This window comes from Proteus genomosp. 6, assembly GCF_040139785.1.
Classification (GTDB): Bacteria; Pseudomonadota; Gammaproteobacteria; order Enterobacterales; family Enterobacteriaceae; genus Proteus.
Genome location: NZ_JBEEVJ010000003.1, coordinates 110,839 through 130,290, shown reverse-complemented (window position 1 = coordinate 130,290; position 19,452 = coordinate 110,839). Strand labels below are relative to the sequence as shown.

16 protein-coding genes are annotated in these 19,452 nt (G+C 41.7%); 1 reads left to right on the top strand and 15 read right to left on the bottom strand.

Translation table 11 applies throughout. From position 1 onward, the window contains the following. Together secA and secM are read right to left on the bottom strand one after the other, a co-directional pair. Entirely contained in the window at nt 1–2,709 is a 2,709-nt protein-coding gene (gene secA, locus ABN212_RS04960; protein WP_198620824.1) for a preprotein translocase subunit SecA, read from the bottom strand. Between the two features lie 99 nt (nt 2,710–2,808). Next, on the bottom strand, nt 2,809–3,336 hold the full coding sequence (gene secM, locus ABN212_RS04955; protein ID WP_198620825.1) for a secA translation cis-regulator SecM: 528 nt from the start codon (nt 3,334–3,336) through the stop codon (nt 2,809–2,811). Nucleotides 3,337–3,381: 45 nt separating this feature from the next. Between secM and ABN212_RS04950 the strand changes: the two genes are divergently transcribed. Beyond that, nucleotides 3,382–3,897 carry a DUF721 domain-containing protein gene (locus tag ABN212_RS04950; protein WP_109371134.1) on the top strand — a complete coding sequence of 172 codons (516 nt, stop codon included), beginning with the start codon at nt 3,382–3,384 and terminating at the stop codon, nt 3,895–3,897. Nucleotides 3,898–3,931: 34 nt separating this feature from the next. Here ABN212_RS04950 and lpxC read toward each other — a convergent pair whose 3' ends face one another. From lpxC to ftsI, 13 genes are all read right to left on the bottom strand, one after another. After that, nucleotides 3,932–4,849 carry a UDP-3-O-acyl-N-acetylglucosamine deacetylase gene (gene lpxC / locus ABN212_RS04945; RefSeq protein ID WP_036913397.1) on the bottom strand — a complete coding sequence of 306 codons (918 nt, stop codon included), beginning with the start codon at nt 4,847–4,849 and terminating at the stop codon, nt 3,932–3,934. A gap of 98 nt (nt 4,850–4,947) precedes the next feature. Further along, nucleotides 4,948–6,114: a cell division protein FtsZ gene (ftsZ, locus tag ABN212_RS04940; RefSeq protein ID WP_023581499.1), complete on the bottom strand. Its 1,167-nt coding sequence runs from the start codon at nt 6,112–6,114 to the stop codon at nt 4,948–4,950. 70 nt (nt 6,115–6,184) lie between these two features. After that, nucleotides 6,185–7,441, bottom strand: coding sequence for a cell division protein FtsA (gene ftsA, locus ABN212_RS04935; RefSeq protein WP_006533748.1), 1,257 nt, complete (start codon nt 7,439–7,441; stop codon nt 6,185–6,187). A gap of 45 nt (nt 7,442–7,486) precedes the next feature. Further along, nucleotides 7,487–8,272, bottom strand: coding sequence for a cell division protein FtsQ (gene ftsQ / locus ABN212_RS04930; protein WP_198620826.1), 786 nt, complete (start codon nt 8,270–8,272; stop codon nt 7,487–7,489). A 1-nt stretch (nt 8,273) separates the two neighbouring features. Next, complete coding sequence (locus ABN212_RS04925; RefSeq protein ID WP_198625859.1) at nt 8,274–8,630, bottom strand: hypothetical protein; 357 nt, start codon at nt 8,628–8,630, stop codon at nt 8,274–8,276. Nucleotides 8,631–8,635: 5 nt separating this feature from the next. Continuing rightward, nucleotides 8,636–10,099 carry a UDP-N-acetylmuramate--L-alanine ligase gene (murC, locus tag ABN212_RS04920; RefSeq protein WP_160230585.1) on the bottom strand — a complete coding sequence of 488 codons (1,464 nt, stop codon included), beginning with the start codon at nt 10,097–10,099 and terminating at the stop codon, nt 8,636–8,638. A 41-nt stretch (nt 10,100–10,140) separates the two neighbouring features. Beyond that, the gene (gene murG / locus ABN212_RS04915; RefSeq protein WP_109392863.1) at nt 10,141–11,223 is read right to left on the bottom strand and encodes an undecaprenyldiphospho-muramoylpentapeptide beta-N-acetylglucosaminyltransferase; all 1,083 of its coding nucleotides are present in this window, start codon (nt 11,221–11,223) and stop codon (nt 10,141–10,143) included. Further along, nucleotides 11,220–12,413, bottom strand: coding sequence for a cell division protein FtsW (gene ftsW / locus ABN212_RS04910; RefSeq protein WP_196533381.1), 1,194 nt, complete (start codon nt 12,411–12,413; stop codon nt 11,220–11,222). Before ftsW ends, murG begins: the two co-directional genes overlap by 4 nt. Further along, nucleotides 12,413–13,723: a UDP-N-acetylmuramoyl-L-alanine--D-glutamate ligase gene (gene murD / locus ABN212_RS04905; protein ID WP_198620830.1), complete on the bottom strand. Its 1,311-nt coding sequence runs from the start codon at nt 13,721–13,723 to the stop codon at nt 12,413–12,415. The genes ftsW and murD overlap by 1 nt, the downstream gene beginning before the upstream one ends. A 1-nt stretch (nt 13,724) precedes the next feature. Further along, entirely contained in the window at nt 13,725–14,807 is a 1,083-nt protein-coding gene (gene mraY, locus ABN212_RS04900; RefSeq protein ID WP_023581493.1) for a phospho-N-acetylmuramoyl-pentapeptide-transferase, read from the bottom strand. Next, a complete protein-coding gene (murF, locus tag ABN212_RS04895; protein WP_349442963.1) occupies nt 14,801–16,183 on the bottom strand; it encodes a UDP-N-acetylmuramoyl-tripeptide--D-alanyl-D-alanine ligase in 1,383 nt (460 codons plus the stop codon). The genes mraY and murF overlap by 7 nt, the downstream gene beginning before the upstream one ends. After that, entirely contained in the window at nt 16,180–17,667 is a 1,488-nt protein-coding gene (gene murE / locus ABN212_RS04890) for a UDP-N-acetylmuramoyl-L-alanyl-D-glutamate--2,6-diaminopimelate ligase (protein WP_196533378.1), read from the bottom strand. Before murE ends, murF begins: the two co-directional genes overlap by 4 nt. Beyond that, entirely contained in the window at nt 17,654–19,450 is a 1,797-nt protein-coding gene (ftsI, locus tag ABN212_RS04885) for a peptidoglycan glycosyltransferase FtsI (protein WP_109371150.1), read from the bottom strand. Before ftsI ends, murE begins: the two co-directional genes overlap by 14 nt. Between the last annotated feature and the right edge of the window lie 2 nt (nt 19,451–19,452).

Genomic DNA, 19,452 nt, shown 5'->3' with positions numbered 1-19,452 from the left:
TTAACCTAATTGGCCATGACAATGCTTATATTTCTTACCTGATCCACAAGGGCATGGCTCATTACGACCCACTTTTTTACCTGCAGCAACTTGACCATCGATTGCTGACATTTGAGATTCTTTTGTCACTTCATGGCTTAATTGTTGTTGTTTAGCTAAACGCTCGGCTTCTTCACGACGACGACGTTCTAACTCTTCAACTTCTTCAGGTAAACGAACTTGTACTTTGCTTAGTGTGCTGATCACTTCATATTTCAGTGATTCCAACATGTTAGCAAACATAGCGAACGATTCACGTTTGTACTCTTGTTTTGGATCTTTTTGTGCATAACCACGTAAGTGGATACCTTGACGTAAATAATCCATTGCTGCCAAGTGCTCTTTCCACAGTGAGTCTAGCGTTTGTAACATCACGCCTTTTTCAAAGTTACGCATCATTTCAGCACTAACGATCTCTTCTTTCGCTTTATAGACTTCGATAGATTTTTCTAAAATACGCTCACGTAATGTTTCTTCGTGTAATTCTGGTTCTTTATCTAACCACTCTTTGATTGGTAAATTTAAATCAAAGTCTTTTTGTAAACATGCCGTTAAGCCGTCAATATCCCACATTTCTTCTAGTGATTGAGGTGGAATATAGTTATCAATCATCGAAGTGAAAACGTCTTGGCGAATACTATCGATAGTTTCACTTACGTCTGCCACATCCAGTAATTCATTACGCTGAGTATAGATTGCACGACGCTGATCATTTGCCACATCATCATATTCAAGCAGTTGCTTACGAATATCAAAGTTGCGGTTTTCTACTTTACGCTGTGCGTTTGCAATTGCTTTGGTTACCCAAGGGTGCTCAATCGCTTCGGTTTCATTCATCCCTAATTTACGCATCATGCCAGACACTTTGTCTGAAGCAAAAATACGCATTAAGGAGTCTTCCATAGATAAATAGAAACGAGAAGAACCTTCATCCCCTTGACGACCCGCACGACCACGTAACTGGTTATCAATACGGCGAGATTCGTGACGCTCAGTACCTATGATATGTAAACCACCTGATGCTAATACTGCATCATGGCGCTCTTTCCATTTAGCTTTGATTTCTTCAATTTTTTCTTCTGTTGGCTCTTCCAGTTTAGCCACTTCAGTTTGCCAGCTACCCCCTAACACGATATCGGTACCACGACCTGCCATGTTAGTTGCGATAGTTACCGCTGAAGGTAAACCTGCGTTAGCAATAATATCCGCTTCCATTGCGTGGAATTTCGCATTCAGCACGTTATGGTGAACATTCGCTTTAGTCAGCGCTTTAGAAATCTCTTCTGATTTTTCAATTGAAATGGTACCGACAAGAACAGGCTGACCATTTTGAGTACGTTCACGAATATCTTCAATAATGGCTGCAAATTTACCTTGCTCATTCATATAGACTAAGTCAGGCAGATCTTTACGTACCATTGGGCGGTTAGTTGGGATAACAATTGTTTCTAAGCGATAGATAGAGTTAAATTCAAACGCTTCTGTATCCGCAGTACCCGTCATCCCTGCTAATTTTTCGTATAAACGGAAATAATTTTGGAATGTGATTGACGCTAATGTCTGGTTTTCATTTTGGATCTTCACACCTTCTTTTGCTTCAACAGCTTGGTGTAAACCATCAGACCAACGACGACCTTGCATTGTACGACCTGTATGTTCGTCAACAATGATAACTTCGCCATCTTTAACAATGTAATCAACATCTTTGGTAAACAGTGCGTGAGCACGCAATGCCGCTGTTACATGGTGCATTAACATAATATTAGCCGGTGAGTATAAAGACTCCCCTTCTTTCATCATGCCAGCATCTGCTAATAAACCTTCAATTTTAACTAGACCGCGTTCTGTGATATTCACTTGACGTGTTTTTTCATCAACAGAGTAATCGCCTTCACCTTGGAATGTATCTGAGTCTTCTTTTTCTTGAGAAACCAAATGAGGAATGATTTTATTCATTTGGATATAAAGCTCAGAACTGTCTTCTGCTGGACCTGAAATGATCAGTGGTGTACGTGCTTCATCGATCAAGATTGAGTCAACCTCATCCACTAATGCATAGTGTAATTTGCGTTGAACACGTTCTTGTGGACTAAATGCCATGTTGTCACGTAGGTAGTCGAAACCAAATTCATTGTTCGTACCATAAGTGATATCAGCATTATAAGCTTCACGTTTTACTGGTGGCGCCATATTTGGTAAGTTGATACCAACGCTTAATCCTAAGAATTCAAACAAAGGACGGTTGTTTTCGGCATCACGCTGTGCCAAATAGTCATTGACGGTAACAACGTGAACGCCTTTACCTGATAGCGCATTTAAGTACGCAGGTAATGTTGCGGTTAATGTTTTACCTTCACCCGTACGCATTTCTGCAATACAACGTTCATTCAGAACCATACCACCGATTAACTGTACGTCGAAGTGACGCATACCAAAAACACGTTTACTGGCTTCACGCACTGTTGCAAACGCTTCTGGTAAAATATCTTCTTCTTTCTCACCATTTTTTAAGCGCTCACGGAATTCATCCGTTTTCGCTTTTAGCTCATCATCTGTCAGCTTTTCAAATTCTGGCTCTAGTTTATTAATTTCAGCAACAACCTTGCGCATACGGCGGATTGAACGATCATTACGACTACCAAAAATTTTGGTTACAATTTTACCTAACATAAATCTTTATTCTCATTTATGGCGTGAAACGCCGAAAACAGCCTCTGTTTTTATTGATAAACAGAGATAATCATAATCTTATTAGATTAAGTGACTCAATTAAGCTGTTAGGTAAGGCCCTGCGCGAATACCACGGATTTGTGCAAGCCATAATCCGGTATGATAGGAAATTTTATTCTGTACTAAAACATAGCCAGAAAGAGGGAGGAGGCTTAGTGCCGATGATGGAGTCTCTGTTAATAAGGCATACAGCGTATCAAGCATAACCGCTGCAACATTAGAAGCAGGTAACGGTTCATCTTTGGCTTTAACCATCAATTCGGGTGAATTAATGGTGAATGCAAAAGAGAGCTGTTTGATCACATTTTTTACTGCATGCTGTTGCCAGTAATTAAAGGTGAAGGATGAGGCAGGATTCTGTACACTTTGACGTAAGAATAAGTTATCAAACGCAATAATTGCCTGGCTTTGACGGTTTTGAGAAGAAGGAGTATCTGTTTGCTGTGGATTTTCGGCATGAGCAGACAACAGCGAAGGTATTCCGATACCTGCTGCTACCATCCCTAAAAGCAGATGCGACCAAAAATATCGCCTGCCAAACTGTCGCCAAAAACTTATAATACTCATTAACCTTCGTTGCTCATTAATCTTTATTTTGTGGAGTCAAAATCTATGCGGGATAGTTACCCACAATCATTGGAAAAAATCTTCATTGAACTTGAAGGTTCCAACAAGAGTACACTACAACTTATACAACAGCGCGCAACGATTTTACTAAAATTAAATCGTGCCGTCATGGCTCTTTTACCCGTTCCTTTACGAGATAAGTGCCGTGTCGCAAATTATCGTAATGCTATTTTAATTATTGAAGTTGCAAACGCAAGTTGGTTAACTCGTTTACGTTATGAAACCCCGTCATTACTTTCCGCATTGAGACAAGAAATTTTACCATCCTTATCCTCAATAGACATCAAAATAAATCCGTCTTTAGGCGTAAAACAGGAAAAAAGATCTTTAATATCATCATTAAAAGAACAAGAGCCTAAAAAGAAACGTCACTTAAGTTTAGAAAGTGCGCAATCATTGAAGTATTTAGCTGAGAAAAGTCCAAAGAAATTAAGAGAGAGATTAGAACGGTTGGCTGCACTTGCCGGAGAGAGTACAAGTACAGCCAAAGATGAACGTTAATTAGAGATAATTAACGCGCTTTCCTTCGCAGGAATTAAGCAAAGACCATTGAGGGGGCTTTGAATGCCACTGGCATTTGCGCTTCGTCTTCAAATGTGACGAATTCCCACGCAGATTCTTTCGCTAATACAGCTTGGAGCAATTTATTGTTCAGTGCATGACCTGATTTAAACGCGGTGAATTCACCGATAATGTTATAGCCACACATAAATAAATCACCGATTGCATCCAACATTTTGTGACGAACAAATTCATCTTCAAAACGTAAGCCATCGTCGTTGAGAACACGATAGTCATCAACTACGATTGCACAATCGAAGCTTCCGCCCAAACACAATCCTTTAGATTGTAGATATTCGATATCACGCATAAATCCAAATGTACGAGCACGGCTAATTTGGCTCATAAAAGATTCAGCGGAAAAATCTAATTTATAACGCTGTGTACTTGCATCAATGGCTGGATGATTAAAATCGATAGTAAAATCTAATTTAAACCCGTTGTATGGACGCATCTCTGCCCATTTATCGCCATCTTCTACACGTACTGTTTCTTTGATGCGAATGAATTTCTTCGCAGTACGAAGCTCTTCGATACCTGCATCAAGTAACAAGAAAACAAAAGGTGCCGCACTTCCATCCATAATTGGAATTTCAGGTGCATTCACTTCAATTACGATATTATCAATGCCTAAACCAGCCAGTGCTGCATTTAAATGCTCAACGGTTGATATACGCACATCGTCTTCGTTGACTAAGCAAGTACATAACATAGTGTCACGAACTGATTTTGCGTCTGCTGGAAAATCCACCGGTGGATTTAAGTCAGTACGACGGTAGATGACCCCAGTATTTGCTGGCGCCGGACGCATTGTAAGCGTAACTTTTTTACCCGTGTGAAGTCCCACACCGGTTGCTTGTACAATTCGTTTTAATGTCCGTTGTTTGATCATCATTTTATCTCGCAATGTTATCCGTCCTACCAATCATTATACTTATAATTGGCAGGACAGTTTAGCACAAAAAGCGGAGATGCCAATCTTTTTGGCGATTAATCAGCCTGTTTTCTCAGGAACGCAGGGATATCTAAATAATCTGGTTCTTTGTTTGCCTGAGTAGATTGTTCGTTAACGGCTTTTGCGGCAGGCTTGCTTTCTTCTACAGCAGAGAAAGAAGACATGCTATTTTGCATTTGCTGGTAACGATTCTCCATTGCGCTTTGCTGATTCTGTTTATTAGTTACCAGCGTAATTTCTGGACGTTTGTCCATACCAATACCTGTTGCAACCACAGTCACACGCAATTCATCATTCATTTCTGGGTCAAGGGATGTACCGATAACCACAGTCGCATTATCTGATGCAAATGCACGAATGGTATTACCCACTGTTTCAAATTCATCAAGACGTAAGTCAAAACCTGCTGTGATGTTGACTAACACACCACGCGCGCCAGATAAGTCGATGTCTTCCAATAATGGACTTGAAATCGCCATTTCTGCTGCTTCTTCAGCACGATCTTCGCCTTTCGCAGCACCCGATCCCATCATGGCATAACCCATTTCAGACATCACAGTTCTTACGTCAGCAAAGTCAACGTTCATTAAACCTGGGCGAGTGATTAGCTCAGCTATACCTTGAACTGCGCCTTTTAATACATCATTAGCTGCGCCGAACGCATCTAATAATGAAATTCCACGACCAAGTACTTTTAATAACTTGTCATTTGGAATAGTGATTAATGAGTCAACATGTTTTGATAACTCAGTAATACCTTGTTCCGCAAATGCCATACGTTTTTTGCCTTCAAAATTAAAAGGCTTAGTCACTACAGCAACGGTCAAAATGCCTAATTCTTTAGCCACTTCTGCAACAACAGGCGCAGCACCAGTACCAGTACCACCGCCCATACCTGCTGCGATAAAGACCATATCGGCACCTTCAAGTGCTGCACGTAACCCTTCGCGGTCTTCCTCTGCTGCATTACGGCCTACTTCAGGATTTGCACCTGCACCTAAGCCTTTCGTAATGGCATTACCGATTTGGATAGTCTGTCCGACCGCTGTTTTACGTAGCGCTTGAGCATCCGTATTGACTGCAAAGAAATCTACGCCTTCAATACGTTCACGAACCATGTGCTCAACCGCATTACCGCCGCCGCCACCAACGCCGATGACTTTGATCACCGCATCGTTGGTTAATTCCATAGGTTCAAACATAATTTCTCTCCGTTTTGTGCCTTCTCAGGGCCGCTTGCTCAAACGACCTCTTTTTAAATTTGTCTGATTATTAAAACTCTCTTTTTAGCCAACCAGTGAGTTTTTTAAATAAACCACTGACAGCAGAGCGTTTCTCGGTTTCAGTTTCCTCACCAAAGTGAGATTCTTTACCGTAATGCAAGAGCCCAACCGCTGTTGAGTAATAGGGATCCTGCGCATAATCTGTTAGCCCGGTAATATTTAACGGTTTACCGATCCGTACTTGCGTGTGGAAAACACGTTGAGCACATTCAACAAGTCCATCAATCTGTGCAGCACCACCTGTTAGCACAATACCTGCGGCTAAATGATGCTTAATCCCTTGCTGGCGTAACTGTTCTTGAACTTTTAAAATCTCTTCATTAACAAGATTGAGCAGTTCGGTATAACGAGGCTCAATCACCTCAGCAAGAGTTTGTCGTTGCAGACTTCTTGGTGGTCTGCCTCCGACACTTGGAACTTCGACATTTTCATCTTTACCAACTAAAGAGCCTAATGCACAACCATGACGAACCTTGATAGCTTCGGCATCATTTGGCGGAGTGCCAAACGCGTAAGCGATATCACTTGTTACTACATTGCCAGCATAAGGAATAACGCGAGTATGCCTTAATGCTCCACCGGTATAAATTGCGATATCCATTGTACCGCCACCAATATCAACAACACACACACCTAATTCACGTTCATCTTCGGTCAATACAGCAAAACTTGAAGCCAGTCCCGCAAAAATCAGTTGATCCACTTTTAACCCACAGCGTTCAACTGCTTTTACAATATTCTTTGCCATATCGTTATGGCAGGTAATTAAATGAACTTTAGCCTGCATACGCACACCCGATAATCCAACTGGGTTTTTGATCCCTTCTTGATAATCAATGGCATACTCTTGCGGTATAACGTGTAAAACACGATGTTCATCTTTTACTTTGACGGATTTCGCGGTATGAACCACGCTATCAACATCATCTTGAGTCACTTCTTCTTCCGAAATTGGCACCATACCAATCTCATTTTGGCAACTGATATGCTTGCCTGATAACGCCAAATATACTGAAGATATTTGGCAGTCAGCCATTAGCTCAGCCTGATCTACCGCCCGTTGTACACATTTTACGACGGATTCGAGATCATTAACGCCACCTTTATCCATGCCCCGAGATGGACAACTTCCCACCCCAATAATATTCACTACACCATCAGGCAGGATCTCACCGACAAGGGTGGCTACTTTGGCCGTACCAATCTCAAGACCAACTACTAATTTTCTGTCCGTCGCTTTGATCATTATTGTTCTGCCTTCGCCTTCATCGTGTCATCTGCCACGTCTTGTTTATTCATTATCAAGTAATAAAGGAGCCCATCCGACTGCACCACCACTGTCATAACGCAGATCCACGTAATCAACTCGTTTATCTGTTTGTTGTTGCAGTATCGGATACAACTCAATAAAGCGAGCGATCCGTTTTTCGTTATCCTTACGACCTAACTCCAATCGGACATCATTGTCTAAAACTAATTGCCATCCTTGACGGGCAGACATTGACGCTGCTTTTAAATTCAGGTTACTTGCAAGAAGCTGATCTCTCATTGCCACATAACCTGACAACACCATTTTTTCGCTTCCTTGAGGACCATATAACAAAGGATAACTTCCTTTGGTTTCCAACTGCGTTGGCAGACTGAAAACGCGTCCTTCTTTATCAAGAAAGTAAGTGTCATTCCAACGGGTAAAGGGAACATACTCTACCAGATGGATTTTAAGTTCATCAGGCCACTGTTTACGAACAGTGACTTGCCTAATCCATGGCATACGTTCAATTTGTTGCTGAATAATATTCACATCCTGTGTCATAAATGTACCCGGCTGTCCTAAAGACAAAATGGCCTGACGTACATCATCATTCGTTGTGTAATGTCGCTCACCCGTTAATACAAGTTTTGAGATTGGCAGACGATTTGCGTCTTTCATCCAGTTAACCACTTGTATTCCACCCCAAATGATGGTGGCAATCACACATAAGAAAAAGATTAATCCTGATAAATAAGTACCATTACTCGGTCTGTCAGAATGTTGCTTCTCTTTGTGTTCTTTTATATTTAGCGCTGCTTGTGACATATTAACCCACTAACTCCTGAGCAACGTTTAAACAAGAGAATCGCCCATTCTTTTGTCCGATATTCCAGCGATTAATACTTTTCCTACATATATATACTTTATGAACACTTTTAGGTTTGATAATTAAATCACTAAATTGTTCAATCTGTTGAGAATTATTTACTTTAAAAGAAGAAATTGCGAATTTTTCCGCGTTTTTCTTACTTTTTAACTGAAATTTTTTCTCAACACAGATTTGAGCAAGCGAATTCTCGATCATTTTTTTCGCTAATACAGTGTTATTTTCCTCATAACACGCCATCATTACAGTTACTTTATTGACCATTTCACCATAAATGATGTTCACTTGCTCAAACATCCGTCTTAATCCTCGCTGAAAGATGGTTGTAATTTCGTATCTGCTAAGCGACGCGCTATTTTACCAATATTTCCAGCACCTTGAACTAAAACAAGATCATTATCTGTTAATACACCTGCCAATATTGATGAAATATTAGTCACATCAGAAACCCAGATAGGATCTAGCTTCCCACGTTGGCGAATTGTTCGACAAAGTGAGCGACTATCGGCACCTGCAATAGGCGCTTCCCCAGCAGAATAAACATCTGTTAATAATAAAATATCAACCTGATTGAGAACAGTGGCAAAGTCTTCATATAAATCGCGAGTACGTGTATAGCGATGAGGTTGGAAAATCATCACTAGGCGTTTATCTGGCCATCCCGCTCTCGCCGCTTTAATCGTTGCATCAACTTCTGTTGGATGATGACCATAATCATCCACTAGCATCACTTCACCTTCTTGACCATTAACATGCTCAAGACCGTAGTTACCTAAGAAATCAAAACGACGTCCAGTACCTTGGAAGTTAAGTAATGCGGCTAAAATATGTTCGTCAGCAATGCCTTCTTCTGTGGCTACAGCAACCGCAGCTGTCGCATTCAGTGCGTTATGGCGACCTGGTGCATTTAATACAACTTGTAAATCTGGCATACCTTCACGAGAAATAGTGAAAAAGCCCTGAGCACCTTTTTGTTCATAATGTGTAATACGAACGTCAGCATCTTCACTAAAGCCATAAGTCGTAATATAGCGACCCACTTTAGGAATAATAGAGCGAATGACATCGTCATCCAGACACATCACTGCACGACCATAGAATGGTAAATTGTGCAAAAAGGTAATAAACGTCTCTTTTAGATTGTCAAAATTACCGTGATATGTGTCCATATGGTCTGCTTCGATATTCGTAACGACAGCAACCATGGGTTGTAAATGTAAAAACGATGCATCACTTTCATCAGCTTCAGCAATTAAATAACGACTGCAACCTAAGCGAGCATGAGTGCCAGCCGATTTAACAAGCCCACCATTAACAAAAGTAGGATCTAAACCCGCTTGCGCATAAATATTTGAAATCATCGCTGTTGTTGTCGTTTTGCCATGTGTTCCGGCAATCGCAACACCATGACGATAACGCATCAATTCGGCCAGCATTTCAGCACGACGAATAACAGGGATACGCGCTTCTCTTGCTGCAATAATCTCAGGATTTTCAGCACTGATTGCTGTCGAAACCACAACAACACTTGCGCCACGAATATTTTCAGGGCGATGATTAAAATAGACTGTCGCGCCTAAGGCAACGAGCTGTTGTGTGACTACGTTTGGTGCTAAATCAGAACCGCTGATTTCATAACCTTCGTTAGCCAACACTTCGGCAATCCCCCCCATACCAGCACCACCGATGCCAATAAAGTGAATATGCCTAACTTTTCTCATTTCAGGCACAAATGATCTTAATTTTGCCAGTTGTTGTGTATTCACTATTTACTTCTTCACTCTACGTTAATGGTTACAAGTTACGTTTATTTTTTTGCCACTTCGATTATCACATTCGCTACGCGCTCTGTGGCATCCGTAATCGCAACACTTTTTGCTTTCTCTGCCATTGCTAACAAGGTTTCTCTATCCCAATTTTTCAGGGTTTGTGCAATGACTTCTGGAGTTAAATCGTTTTGCTCAATAATACGCGCTGCACCCGCTTTTTCTAACGGCAGTGCATTCCAATATTGCTGTCTATCTTTGTGCTGGAAAGGAACAAAAATAGCGGGTAATCCCGCTGCGGCAATCTCGCTGACCGTTAATGCACCTGAACGACACACAACAACATCAGCCCATTGGTAAGCTTGCGCTATATCATCAATAAATTCAGTAACTTTATATTCAGATTTAACTGAATTTTTTGCTAATTCGTTCTGATAGCGTGTTTTTGTATCACTTTCGCCACCTTTTCCTGCTTGATGCCAGATTGTAACATGTTCACCTAGTAAACCTGCAACTACGGGTAAGGTGTGATTTAAAATTCTAGCACCTTGGCTACCACCAATGATCAGTACACGAATAGGCCCTGTTCTCTCTTTTAATCGTACTGAAGGCGCTTCAAGTGCCAATACATCTTCACGAACAGGGTTTCCAACAACTGGTGCTTTAGGAAATGCCCCCGGAAAAGCCTGTAATACACGTTTCGCAATTTTCGATAACCAGCGATTGGTTAATCCAGCGATACCATTTTGCTCATGCAAAATAACGGGTATCCCGCACATCCAAGCGGCAACACCACCAGGACCTGAAACGTAACCACCCATACCAAGTACAGCATCTGGCTGATAGCGCTTCATAATGGCACGAGCTTGAAAAATCGCTTTAATAATACGAATAGGTGCTGCGATTAATGCTTTAATACCTTTTCCACGTAAACCTGAGATACGAATAAATTCAATTTCGATACCGTGCTTAGGAACTAAATCGGCTTCCATTCTATCTGCCGTTCCTAACCATCGGATTTCCCAACCTTGAGATTGTAGATAATGAGCAACAGCCAGACCTGGGAATACATGTCCCCCAGTGCCACCAGCCATAACCATTAAACGGCGTCTACGCTCGCTCATTTCGGGCTCCTTACAAACGCCTGAGCTTGTGCTAGACGTGTTTCATAATCAATTCGTAATAACATCACGATAGCCGTTGACATAATAATCAAACTCGAACCACCGTAACTAATAAGAGGAAGGGTTAATCCCTTTGTCGGCAACATGCCTGCTGCTGCGCCTACATTCACCAATGATTGGAATGTAAACCAGATCCCGATAGAACAAGCTAAAAAGCCTGAAAAACGTTGATCGAGGATCAGCGCACGTCGTCCAATTTGCATCGCGCGAAAAGCGATGAAGAATACCATTAAAAGCACCAAAACCACACCGATATAACCAAGTTCTTCAGCCAAAATGGAGAAAATAAAGTCGGTATGTGCCTCTGGCAAATATTCTAGTTTTTGTACTGAGTTTCCTAAACCTTGTCCAAGCAAATCACCACGACCAAATGCCATTAGAGATTGTGTAAGCTGATAACCGCTTCCAAATGGATCTTCCCAAGGTTCTAAGAAAGAAGTGATACGTCGAACACGGTAAGGTTCAACAATAATCAACATAACAACAGCGGCAATTCCTGAACCGATAATGGCTAAGAACTGCCAAATTTTAGCACCCGCTAAAAATAACAGCGCTAATGTTGTTACGAATAAAACCACAACGGTTCCTAAGTCTGGTTGTAATAACAATAAAACGGCCAGTACTAACATCACGCCCATCGGCTTACAGAAACCCCAAAAGTTATTTCTGACTTCTTCAACTTTTCGGACTAAATAGCTCGATAAATAACAAAACAGCGCAAGTTTTGATAATTCAGCAGGCTGGAAATTTAATGGTCCCACCGCAATCCAGCGTGAAGCACCATTAACGGAACTCCCTACCCCCAATACCACTAATAAAAGTAATATCGAACCAAACAGCATTAAGCTGCTATAACGTTGCCAAATTGCCATTGGAATGCGCATGGTGACTAACGCAATACAAAATGCGACAACAATATAGATGCCATCACGTTTAGCAAATAAGAAAGGATCTTCTGCAAGACGTTGACCAACAGGCATTGAAGCTGATGTCACCATAACAAAGCCGACAACCGCTAATCCGAAAGTAAACCAGAGCAAAGTGCGATCATACGGTACAAATGCCGTATTCTCAGTTTGATAACTGCCCACTAGCCACTGTTTTAATCTTCGCATTGCGAATACGCTCATCAGCCAAGCTCCCTTGCTAAACGTGCAAATTCATCACCACGCTGCTCAAAACATTTAAACTGATCTAAGCTTGCACATGCAGGGGAGAGCAACACCATATCCCCTGATTTTACAGAAGGAGCTAAAGCCCGCATGGCTTCTTCCATTGTCACTGTTAATAAAGAGACATCTGGTCGTAGATTTGCCAATGCGTGTCCATCTTGTCCAAAACAGTACAGACGAATATTATCTCCACTGATATAAGGCAATAAAGAAGTGAAGTCAGCAGATTTCCCATCACCACCTAATAAAAGATGTAGTGTGCCCTCAACTTCAAGTCCTCGTAATGCCGCTTCAGTGCTTCCCACATTGGTGGCTTTCGAGTCATTTATCCAACGTACATTTTGATGTGAATAAACTAATTGAAAACGGTGAGCAAGACCGTGATACGTTTTCAGTACCTCGGTTGCAGCTTTACGAGAAATACCCACAGCATCAGCAAGAGCTAATGCGGCTAATGCATTGGTATAGTTATGCTGTCCTGAAAGGTACATTTCAGCCGTTGAAAGGACTTTTTCACCTTTCACTTTTAAAATGCGATTTGTGTTATCAAGCTGATAATCACCTTGTCCAACACCAAAACTAACACAACGATTATCTTTACCCGCTAAAGGTAGCGTTAATGCATCATCTTCGTTATAAACACAGGTTTTAGCATTATCGTAAATACGCAGTTTTGCTTCACGATATTGTTCTAATCCTAACGGATAGCGATTCATATGATCTTCGCTAATATTTAATACCGTTGCAGCAGCGGCTTGTAAGCTATAAGTCGTTTCTAGTTGAAAACTCGATAGCTCTAATACATATAAATCATAAGGCTCGGTTAATAAGGTCAGAGCTGGAACACCAATATTGCCACCGACTCCAACACGAATACCATCCGCGCTTGCCATTTCACCCACAAGCGTTGTCACGGTACTTTTACCGTTAGAGCCCGTAATCGCTACAATAGGCGCTTTGGCTTCACGGCAAAACAGTTCAATATCACCAACAATTTCAACACCATGATTTGCGGCTTCAACAAGCTCCGGTGTCGAAAGTGCAATACCCGGACTTGAGATAATTAAATCAGCATCGTTAAGCCATGCTTGATGAAAACTACCTGTATGATATTCAACGTCAACAGGAAGCTTATCTAAGCCTCCTGGTTTTTGGCGTGTATCAATAACCTTAGGTGTAACACCTTGGCGGATAAAAAAGTCAACGCAAGAAAGGCCTGTTATCCCAAGCCCAACAACAACCACTTTTTTTCCCTGATAATTTGCCATCTTAACGCACCTTTAATGTCGCCAGACCAATAAGCACTAACATCAGTGAGATGATCCAGAAACGGACAATAACACGAGGTTCAGGCCAGCCTTTTAATTCATAATGGTGATGAATTGGAGCCATACGGAAAATACGTTGACCACGCAACTTAAATGAACCGACTTGTAAAATAACGGAGAGTGTTTCAACAACAAACACACCCCCCATAATCACTAATAAGAACTCTTGGCGTAATAACACTGCGATAGTCCCTAATGCGCCACCTAATGCAAGTGAACCAACATCGCCCATAAAGACCTGTGCTGGGTAAGTGTTAAACCAAAGAAAACCTAAACCAGCGCCAACTATCGCGGTACAGACAATCACCAATTCGCCCGCATGCATTAAGTAAGGAATTTTCAAATAACTGGCGAAATTAACGTTACCTGTTGCCCATGCAACTAATGCAAAGCCCGCAGCAACAAATACTGTTGGCATAATAGCTAAACCATCTAAACCATCTGTCAAGTTCACAGCGTTACTGGTACCCACAATCACAAAGTAAGCCAATAAAATGTAGAGCATACCTAATTGAGGCATAACATCTTTAAAGAATGGAACGACTAGCTGTGTTGCTGGCGTATCTTTACCAATTGCGTACATACTAAATGCCACAACAAGTGCGAGTACGGACTGCCAGAAATATTTCCAGCGAGCAATTAAGCCTTTTGTGTCTTTACGAACTACTTTGCGATAATCATCAACAAAACCAATCACGCCGTAACCAATTAAAACCAGTAATACACACCAAACATAGGGGTTATCTAATCTTGCCCATAGTAGTGTGGAGATGGATATAGAGAACAGGATCATAATCCCGCCCATTGTTGGCGTACCGCGTTTGCTAAAGTGAGACTCTGGCCCTTCGCTACGAACCACTTGCCCGATTTGCATTTTTTGTAACCATGCAATCAGATGAGGTCCCATCCACAACGCAATAATTAATGCCGTCAATAAGCCAACAATCGCCCTGAATGTCAGATAAGAAAACACATTAAAAAATGTATGGTATTTAACCAAATATTCGGCTAGCCAAACTAACATTCAAAGCACTCCTTTAATGCGTTCACGATATCTTCCATCGCGGAGCTTCGTGAACCTTTTACTAAAACTGAAACAACATCATGCTGCTGTAATAATGGAATTAATTGAGTAAGTAAGTCGGCTTTAAATGCAAAATGCTGACCACCTTGATTTTCATCACTAATAAAATGGCTGTGATGTCCTACGGTAAATACGCTATCAATACCTACATCGTGTGCAAAACGCCCCACATCACGGTGACATTTTTCTGAATCTTTACCTAATTCAGCCATATCACCTGCGACAAAAATCTTATATCCCGGTAATTGAGACAAAACCTGTAAGCCTGCGATCATCGAACCATCGTTAGCATTGTAAGTATCATCTAACACCATTTTTCCTGCTGTTAATTCAACAGGGTACAATCTTCCTGGTACGGCTTTTAATGTCGATAAACCAAGGCGAATATCTTCAAGCGTCGCCCCAGCAGATAGCGCAAGCGCACTTGCCGCTAAAGCATTCGCAATGTTATGACGACCCGGTAATGGAAGAGTGACTTCTACACAACCTTCTGGTGTGTGTAAGGTGAAGTTTGTGATGAATTGCTTAACCGTGATATCTGATGGATAAAAATCGGCTTTACCTTGTGCTGATAAAGAGAATGACCATTGCGTTTGGCGCGCATTCAAATGGTGTTTCCACAGAGGTAAGTCATTACTATCCAGATTAATAATGGCTGTACCTTGCTCTTTTAAGTGGGTAAAGATTTCACCTTTTGCCTGAGCAATCCCTTCCAGTGAACCGAAACCTTCAATATGTGCAGAAAAGAGATTATTTACCAATGCACTATCTGGTTTTACCATATTTACGGTATAAGCGATTTCACCGATATGGTTTGCACCTAATTCGATAACCGCAAAACGGTGTTCTGGCGTTAAACGAAAAAGCGTTAAAGGTACGCCAATATCGTTATTTAAATTGCCATGGGTATATAAGGTTTCGCCACTGTGACGCAAAATAGAAGCGGTCATCTCTTTAACGGAGGTTTTTCCAGAAGAGCCTGTCAACGCAACAATCTTGGCGTGGCTTAGCGAACGAATATGTGCTGCAATTTCGCCCATTGCTAGATGGGTATCTTTCACAATGATTTGCGGACAATCAACATCAATCTCACGATTAACTAAAACCGCAACGGCGCCCTTTTCTTTTACATCAGCAATAAAATCATGAGCATCAAAACGCTCACCCGCTAATGCAATAAACAGGCAATCTTCATCAATTTTACGACTATCTGTTGAAATCGATTTGATGATAAGTTGATCCGCTTGGCTTTGAGCGAGATGGCTCAATGTGCCTTTGCTAATTTGTGCAATATTTCCTAAAGACAGAGGGATCACGCTATCACCCCCAATAACCGAGCAACGGTTAATCTGTCTGAATAATCGAGACGACGCGAGCCAACCAACTGATAATCCTCATGCCCTTTACCTGCGACTAAAATCATATCATTGGTATCTGCTTGCATAATCACGTTAGTAACCGCTTCAGCCCGACCTTCAATAGCAATCGCACGACCAGGATCCATTAAACCCGAAAGAATATCTTGGATAATTGCTTGAGGCTCTTCACTACGAGGATTGTCATCGGTGATAACAACTTTATCAGCCAGCTCTTCTGCGACTGCTCCCATTAGTGGGCGCTTACCTTTGTCTCTATCTCCGCCACAACCAAATACACACCATAGTTTACCTGTGCAGTGTAAACGAGCAGCTTGAAGTGCTTTCTCTAAAGCATCTGGAGTATGAGCATAATCGACAATAACCGTAGGGCGATTATCCGCACTAAATACTTCCATGCGGCCACAAACAGGTGTGAGTGAAGATGACGCTTTAATAACCGCATCTAATGGATATTCAAGTGCTAATAATGTCGCTAAAGCGCATAAAAGATTACTAACATTAAATGCCCCCATTAATGGGCTTTCAATTTCACCATCACCCCAGCTAGAACTAAAGTGAATGGTTGCACCCGCATCATGATAATTAATCTGGGTTGTTTTAACAAAACGGCCTTGCCAATTCTGTGGCAATTTATTTTCCATTGTCACGGCAACAGCGTCAGGTAAACGAGATAACCATTTTTGACCAACGGCATCATCCGCATTGATGATTTTTTCACCACTGCAATGAGTGGAAAACAGTAACCATTTTGCTTCTTCGTAGTTAGCCATATCACCATGGTAATCAAGATGATCACGACTTAAATTCGTAAATACACTCGCCACAAAAGGCAATGCACTCACACGACCTTGAACTAAACCATGAGAAGAAACTTCCATAGCGGTCAATGTCGCGCCTTGATTTAATAATTGCTGTAACTCTAATTGAATATCAACCGCAGATCCTGTGGTGTTCATCGCAGGAACAACATGACCTAAAAGTCCGTTACCTACTGTTCCCATCACAGCACTTGTTTCACCTAAACCTTGTGCCCACTGTGCTAACAATTGTGTTGTTGTCGTTTTTCCATTAGTCCCAGTAACACCAATCAGTTTCAGTTTTTCCGCAGGTTGATGATAAAAATGTCCCGCTAACTTTGATAATTCTGCATTAAGATTATCAATGTAAATAACTGGAATACCGTGACTTTCACGGATTTCACCATGCGTTGCAACATCTTGTGCTTCCGCTAATACCGCCGAAACACCTTGAGCAATTGCTTGAGGAATATAGCGTCTACCATCAGTTTCATGACCTTTGATGGCGATAAAAAGATCACCGCTCGCCGCTTTTCGGCTATCGAGTGTCATGTCTTTGAGCATCAATGACGGTGCTTGTATCCCGAGTGCCCCTAATAGGTCACTTAAGTTAGGATCGGCCACTTGTATCCTCTTCTTTTTTAATTACAAATTCATTTTTATCGTCTGGCGTCAATGCGTCAGGTTCTACGTTCATTGTGCGTAAAACCGCGCCCATGATCGCGCCAAACACCGGTGCAGAAACTGCCCCACCATAGTACTTCCCTGCTTTGGGTTCATTGATTACGACAACCAATGCAAAACGAGGGCGACTTGCTGGAGCAACACCCGCCGCATAAGAGATATATTGATTGATATATTTTCCGTCTGGCCCTACTTTCTTCGCTGTTCCTGTTTTAATCGCAACACGATAACCTTTAATTGCAGCACTCACACCGCCGCCACCGGGCAATGCAACGCTTTCCATCATATGAACGACGGTTCTCATCACAGGCTCGGGGAATACGCGAGTTCCCGGTACTGGAGGGTCAACTTTTGTAATAGAAAGAGGACGGTAAATACCAAAACTACCAATCGTTGCGTAGACACGCGCTAACTGTAACGGCGTTACCATTAGCCCATATCCGAAAGAGAAGGTGGCCCTTTCAAGATCGGACCACCGTTGTTTTTTTATTGGAAATATGCCACTACTTTCGCCAACTAGCCCCAAGTTAGTTGGCTTCCCGAATCCAAATCGTGAATAAACATCCACAAGTTCAGATGCAGGCATCGCTAACGCCAGTCTTGAAACACCAACGTTACTCGATTTCTGTAATATTCCTGTTATCGAAAGCTCATGATATAACGCCACATCTTTTATCTGATGCCCGCTAATACGATAAGGAACGGTATTAATAACACTATTTTCTTTAATAATATGATTGTGGAGCGCACTCATCACAACCATCGGTTTTACGGTAGAACCTGGTTCAAAAATATCGGTGATAGCACGATTACGCATCGCATCTTTAGGCGTTCCCGTTAAATTATTTGGGTTGTACGATGGGCTGTTAGCCATCGCCAGCACTTCACCGGTATTTACATCAACTAAAACAGCGGTTCCCGACTCTGCTTTATTCTTAATAACCGCATTGGTTAATTCGCGATAAACCACAGATTGCAGACGTTCATCGATACTTAACATCAGGTTATGAGCAGCTTGGCTGTCTGTTTGAGCGATATTCTCGATAACACGGTTAAAACCATCTTTACGAACAACACGCTCACCAGGAGCACCTGTCAGCCACTGGTTAAAGCTTTTTTCAACACCTTCAATACCATCACCATCAATATTTGTTACACCGATGATGTGAGCAGTTACTTCGCCTGATGGATAATAGCGTTTTGATTCTTGGCGCATATTAATCCCAGTGATTTTTAGTTTACTAATATAATCACTAATTTCAGGGTTCACTTGGCGAGCCAAGTAGATAAAACGAGCGGAAGGCGTTGCGACAATTTTTTGCTCGATGTGATTCACTGGCATTTTCAGTGCATCAGCAAGTGCTAACCAACGAGAATCTGTCATATCGGGATTAGCATCTAATACAACTTTAGGATCTGCCCAAATGGCAAAAACAGGCACGCTAACGGCAAGAGGCCTCCCCATTCTATCGCTGATCATGCCTCTTGCTGTCGGTACTTTTTGTACACGTAGAGAACGCATATCCCCTTCACGAATAAGGGGATCGGGGTTAATAATCTGTAAATAGGCAACACGGATTAATAGCGCGGCTAAAGCGATACCAATACCACCGCAAAGCAACGCAAAACGCCAACTCACAAATCCTGTTTTTTCTTCAGGCTTGCGTAGTTTGGCATTTGACTTTGTTTTTGCTTTCGCTTTTGCCGAACGTGAAAATTTCATAC

Excerpts from the sequence above, each read along its gene's own strand:
- ftsA (WP_006533748.1), bottom strand. The coding sequence starts at position 7,441 with ATGATCAAAGCGACGGACAGAAAATTAGTAGTTGGTCTTGAGATTGGT.
- lpxC (WP_036913397.1), bottom strand. The coding sequence starts at position 4,849 with ATGATCAAACAACGGACATTAAAACGAATTGTACAAGCAACCGGTGTG.
- ftsZ (WP_023581499.1), bottom strand. The coding sequence starts at position 6,114 with ATGTTTGAACCTATGGAATTAACCAACGATGCGGTGATCAAAGTCATC.
- murD (WP_198620830.1), bottom strand. The coding sequence starts at position 13,723 with ATGGCAAATTATCAGGGAAAAAAAGTGGTTGTTGTTGGGCTTGGGATA.
- ftsW (WP_196533381.1), bottom strand. The coding sequence starts at position 12,413 with ATGAGCGTATTCGCAATGCGAAGATTAAAACAGTGGCTAGTGGGCAGT.
- mraY (WP_023581493.1), bottom strand. The coding sequence starts at position 14,807 with ATGTTAGTTTGGCTAGCCGAATATTTGGTTAAATACCATACATTTTTT.
- secM (WP_198620825.1), bottom strand. The coding sequence starts at position 3,336 with ATGAGTATTATAAGTTTTTGGCGACAGTTTGGCAGGCGATATTTTTGG.
- ftsI (WP_109371150.1), bottom strand. The coding sequence starts at position 19,450 with ATGAAATTTTCACGTTCGGCAAAAGCGAAAGCAAAAACAAAGTCAAAT.
- ABN212_RS04925 (WP_198625859.1), bottom strand. The coding sequence starts at position 8,630 with ATGTTTGAGCAAGTGAACATCATTTATGGTGAAATGGTCAATAAAGTA.
- murG (WP_109392863.1), bottom strand. The coding sequence starts at position 11,223 with ATGAGCGAGCGTAGACGCCGTTTAATGGTTATGGCTGGTGGCACTGGG.
- ftsQ (WP_198620826.1), bottom strand. The coding sequence starts at position 8,272 with ATGTCACAAGCAGCGCTAAATATAAAAGAACACAAAGAGAAGCAACAT.
- secA (WP_198620824.1), bottom strand. The coding sequence starts at position 2,709 with ATGTTAGGTAAAATTGTAACCAAAATTTTTGGTAGTCGTAATGATCGT.
- ABN212_RS04950 (WP_109371134.1), top strand. The coding sequence starts at position 3,382 with ATGCGGGATAGTTACCCACAATCATTGGAAAAAATCTTCATTGAACTT.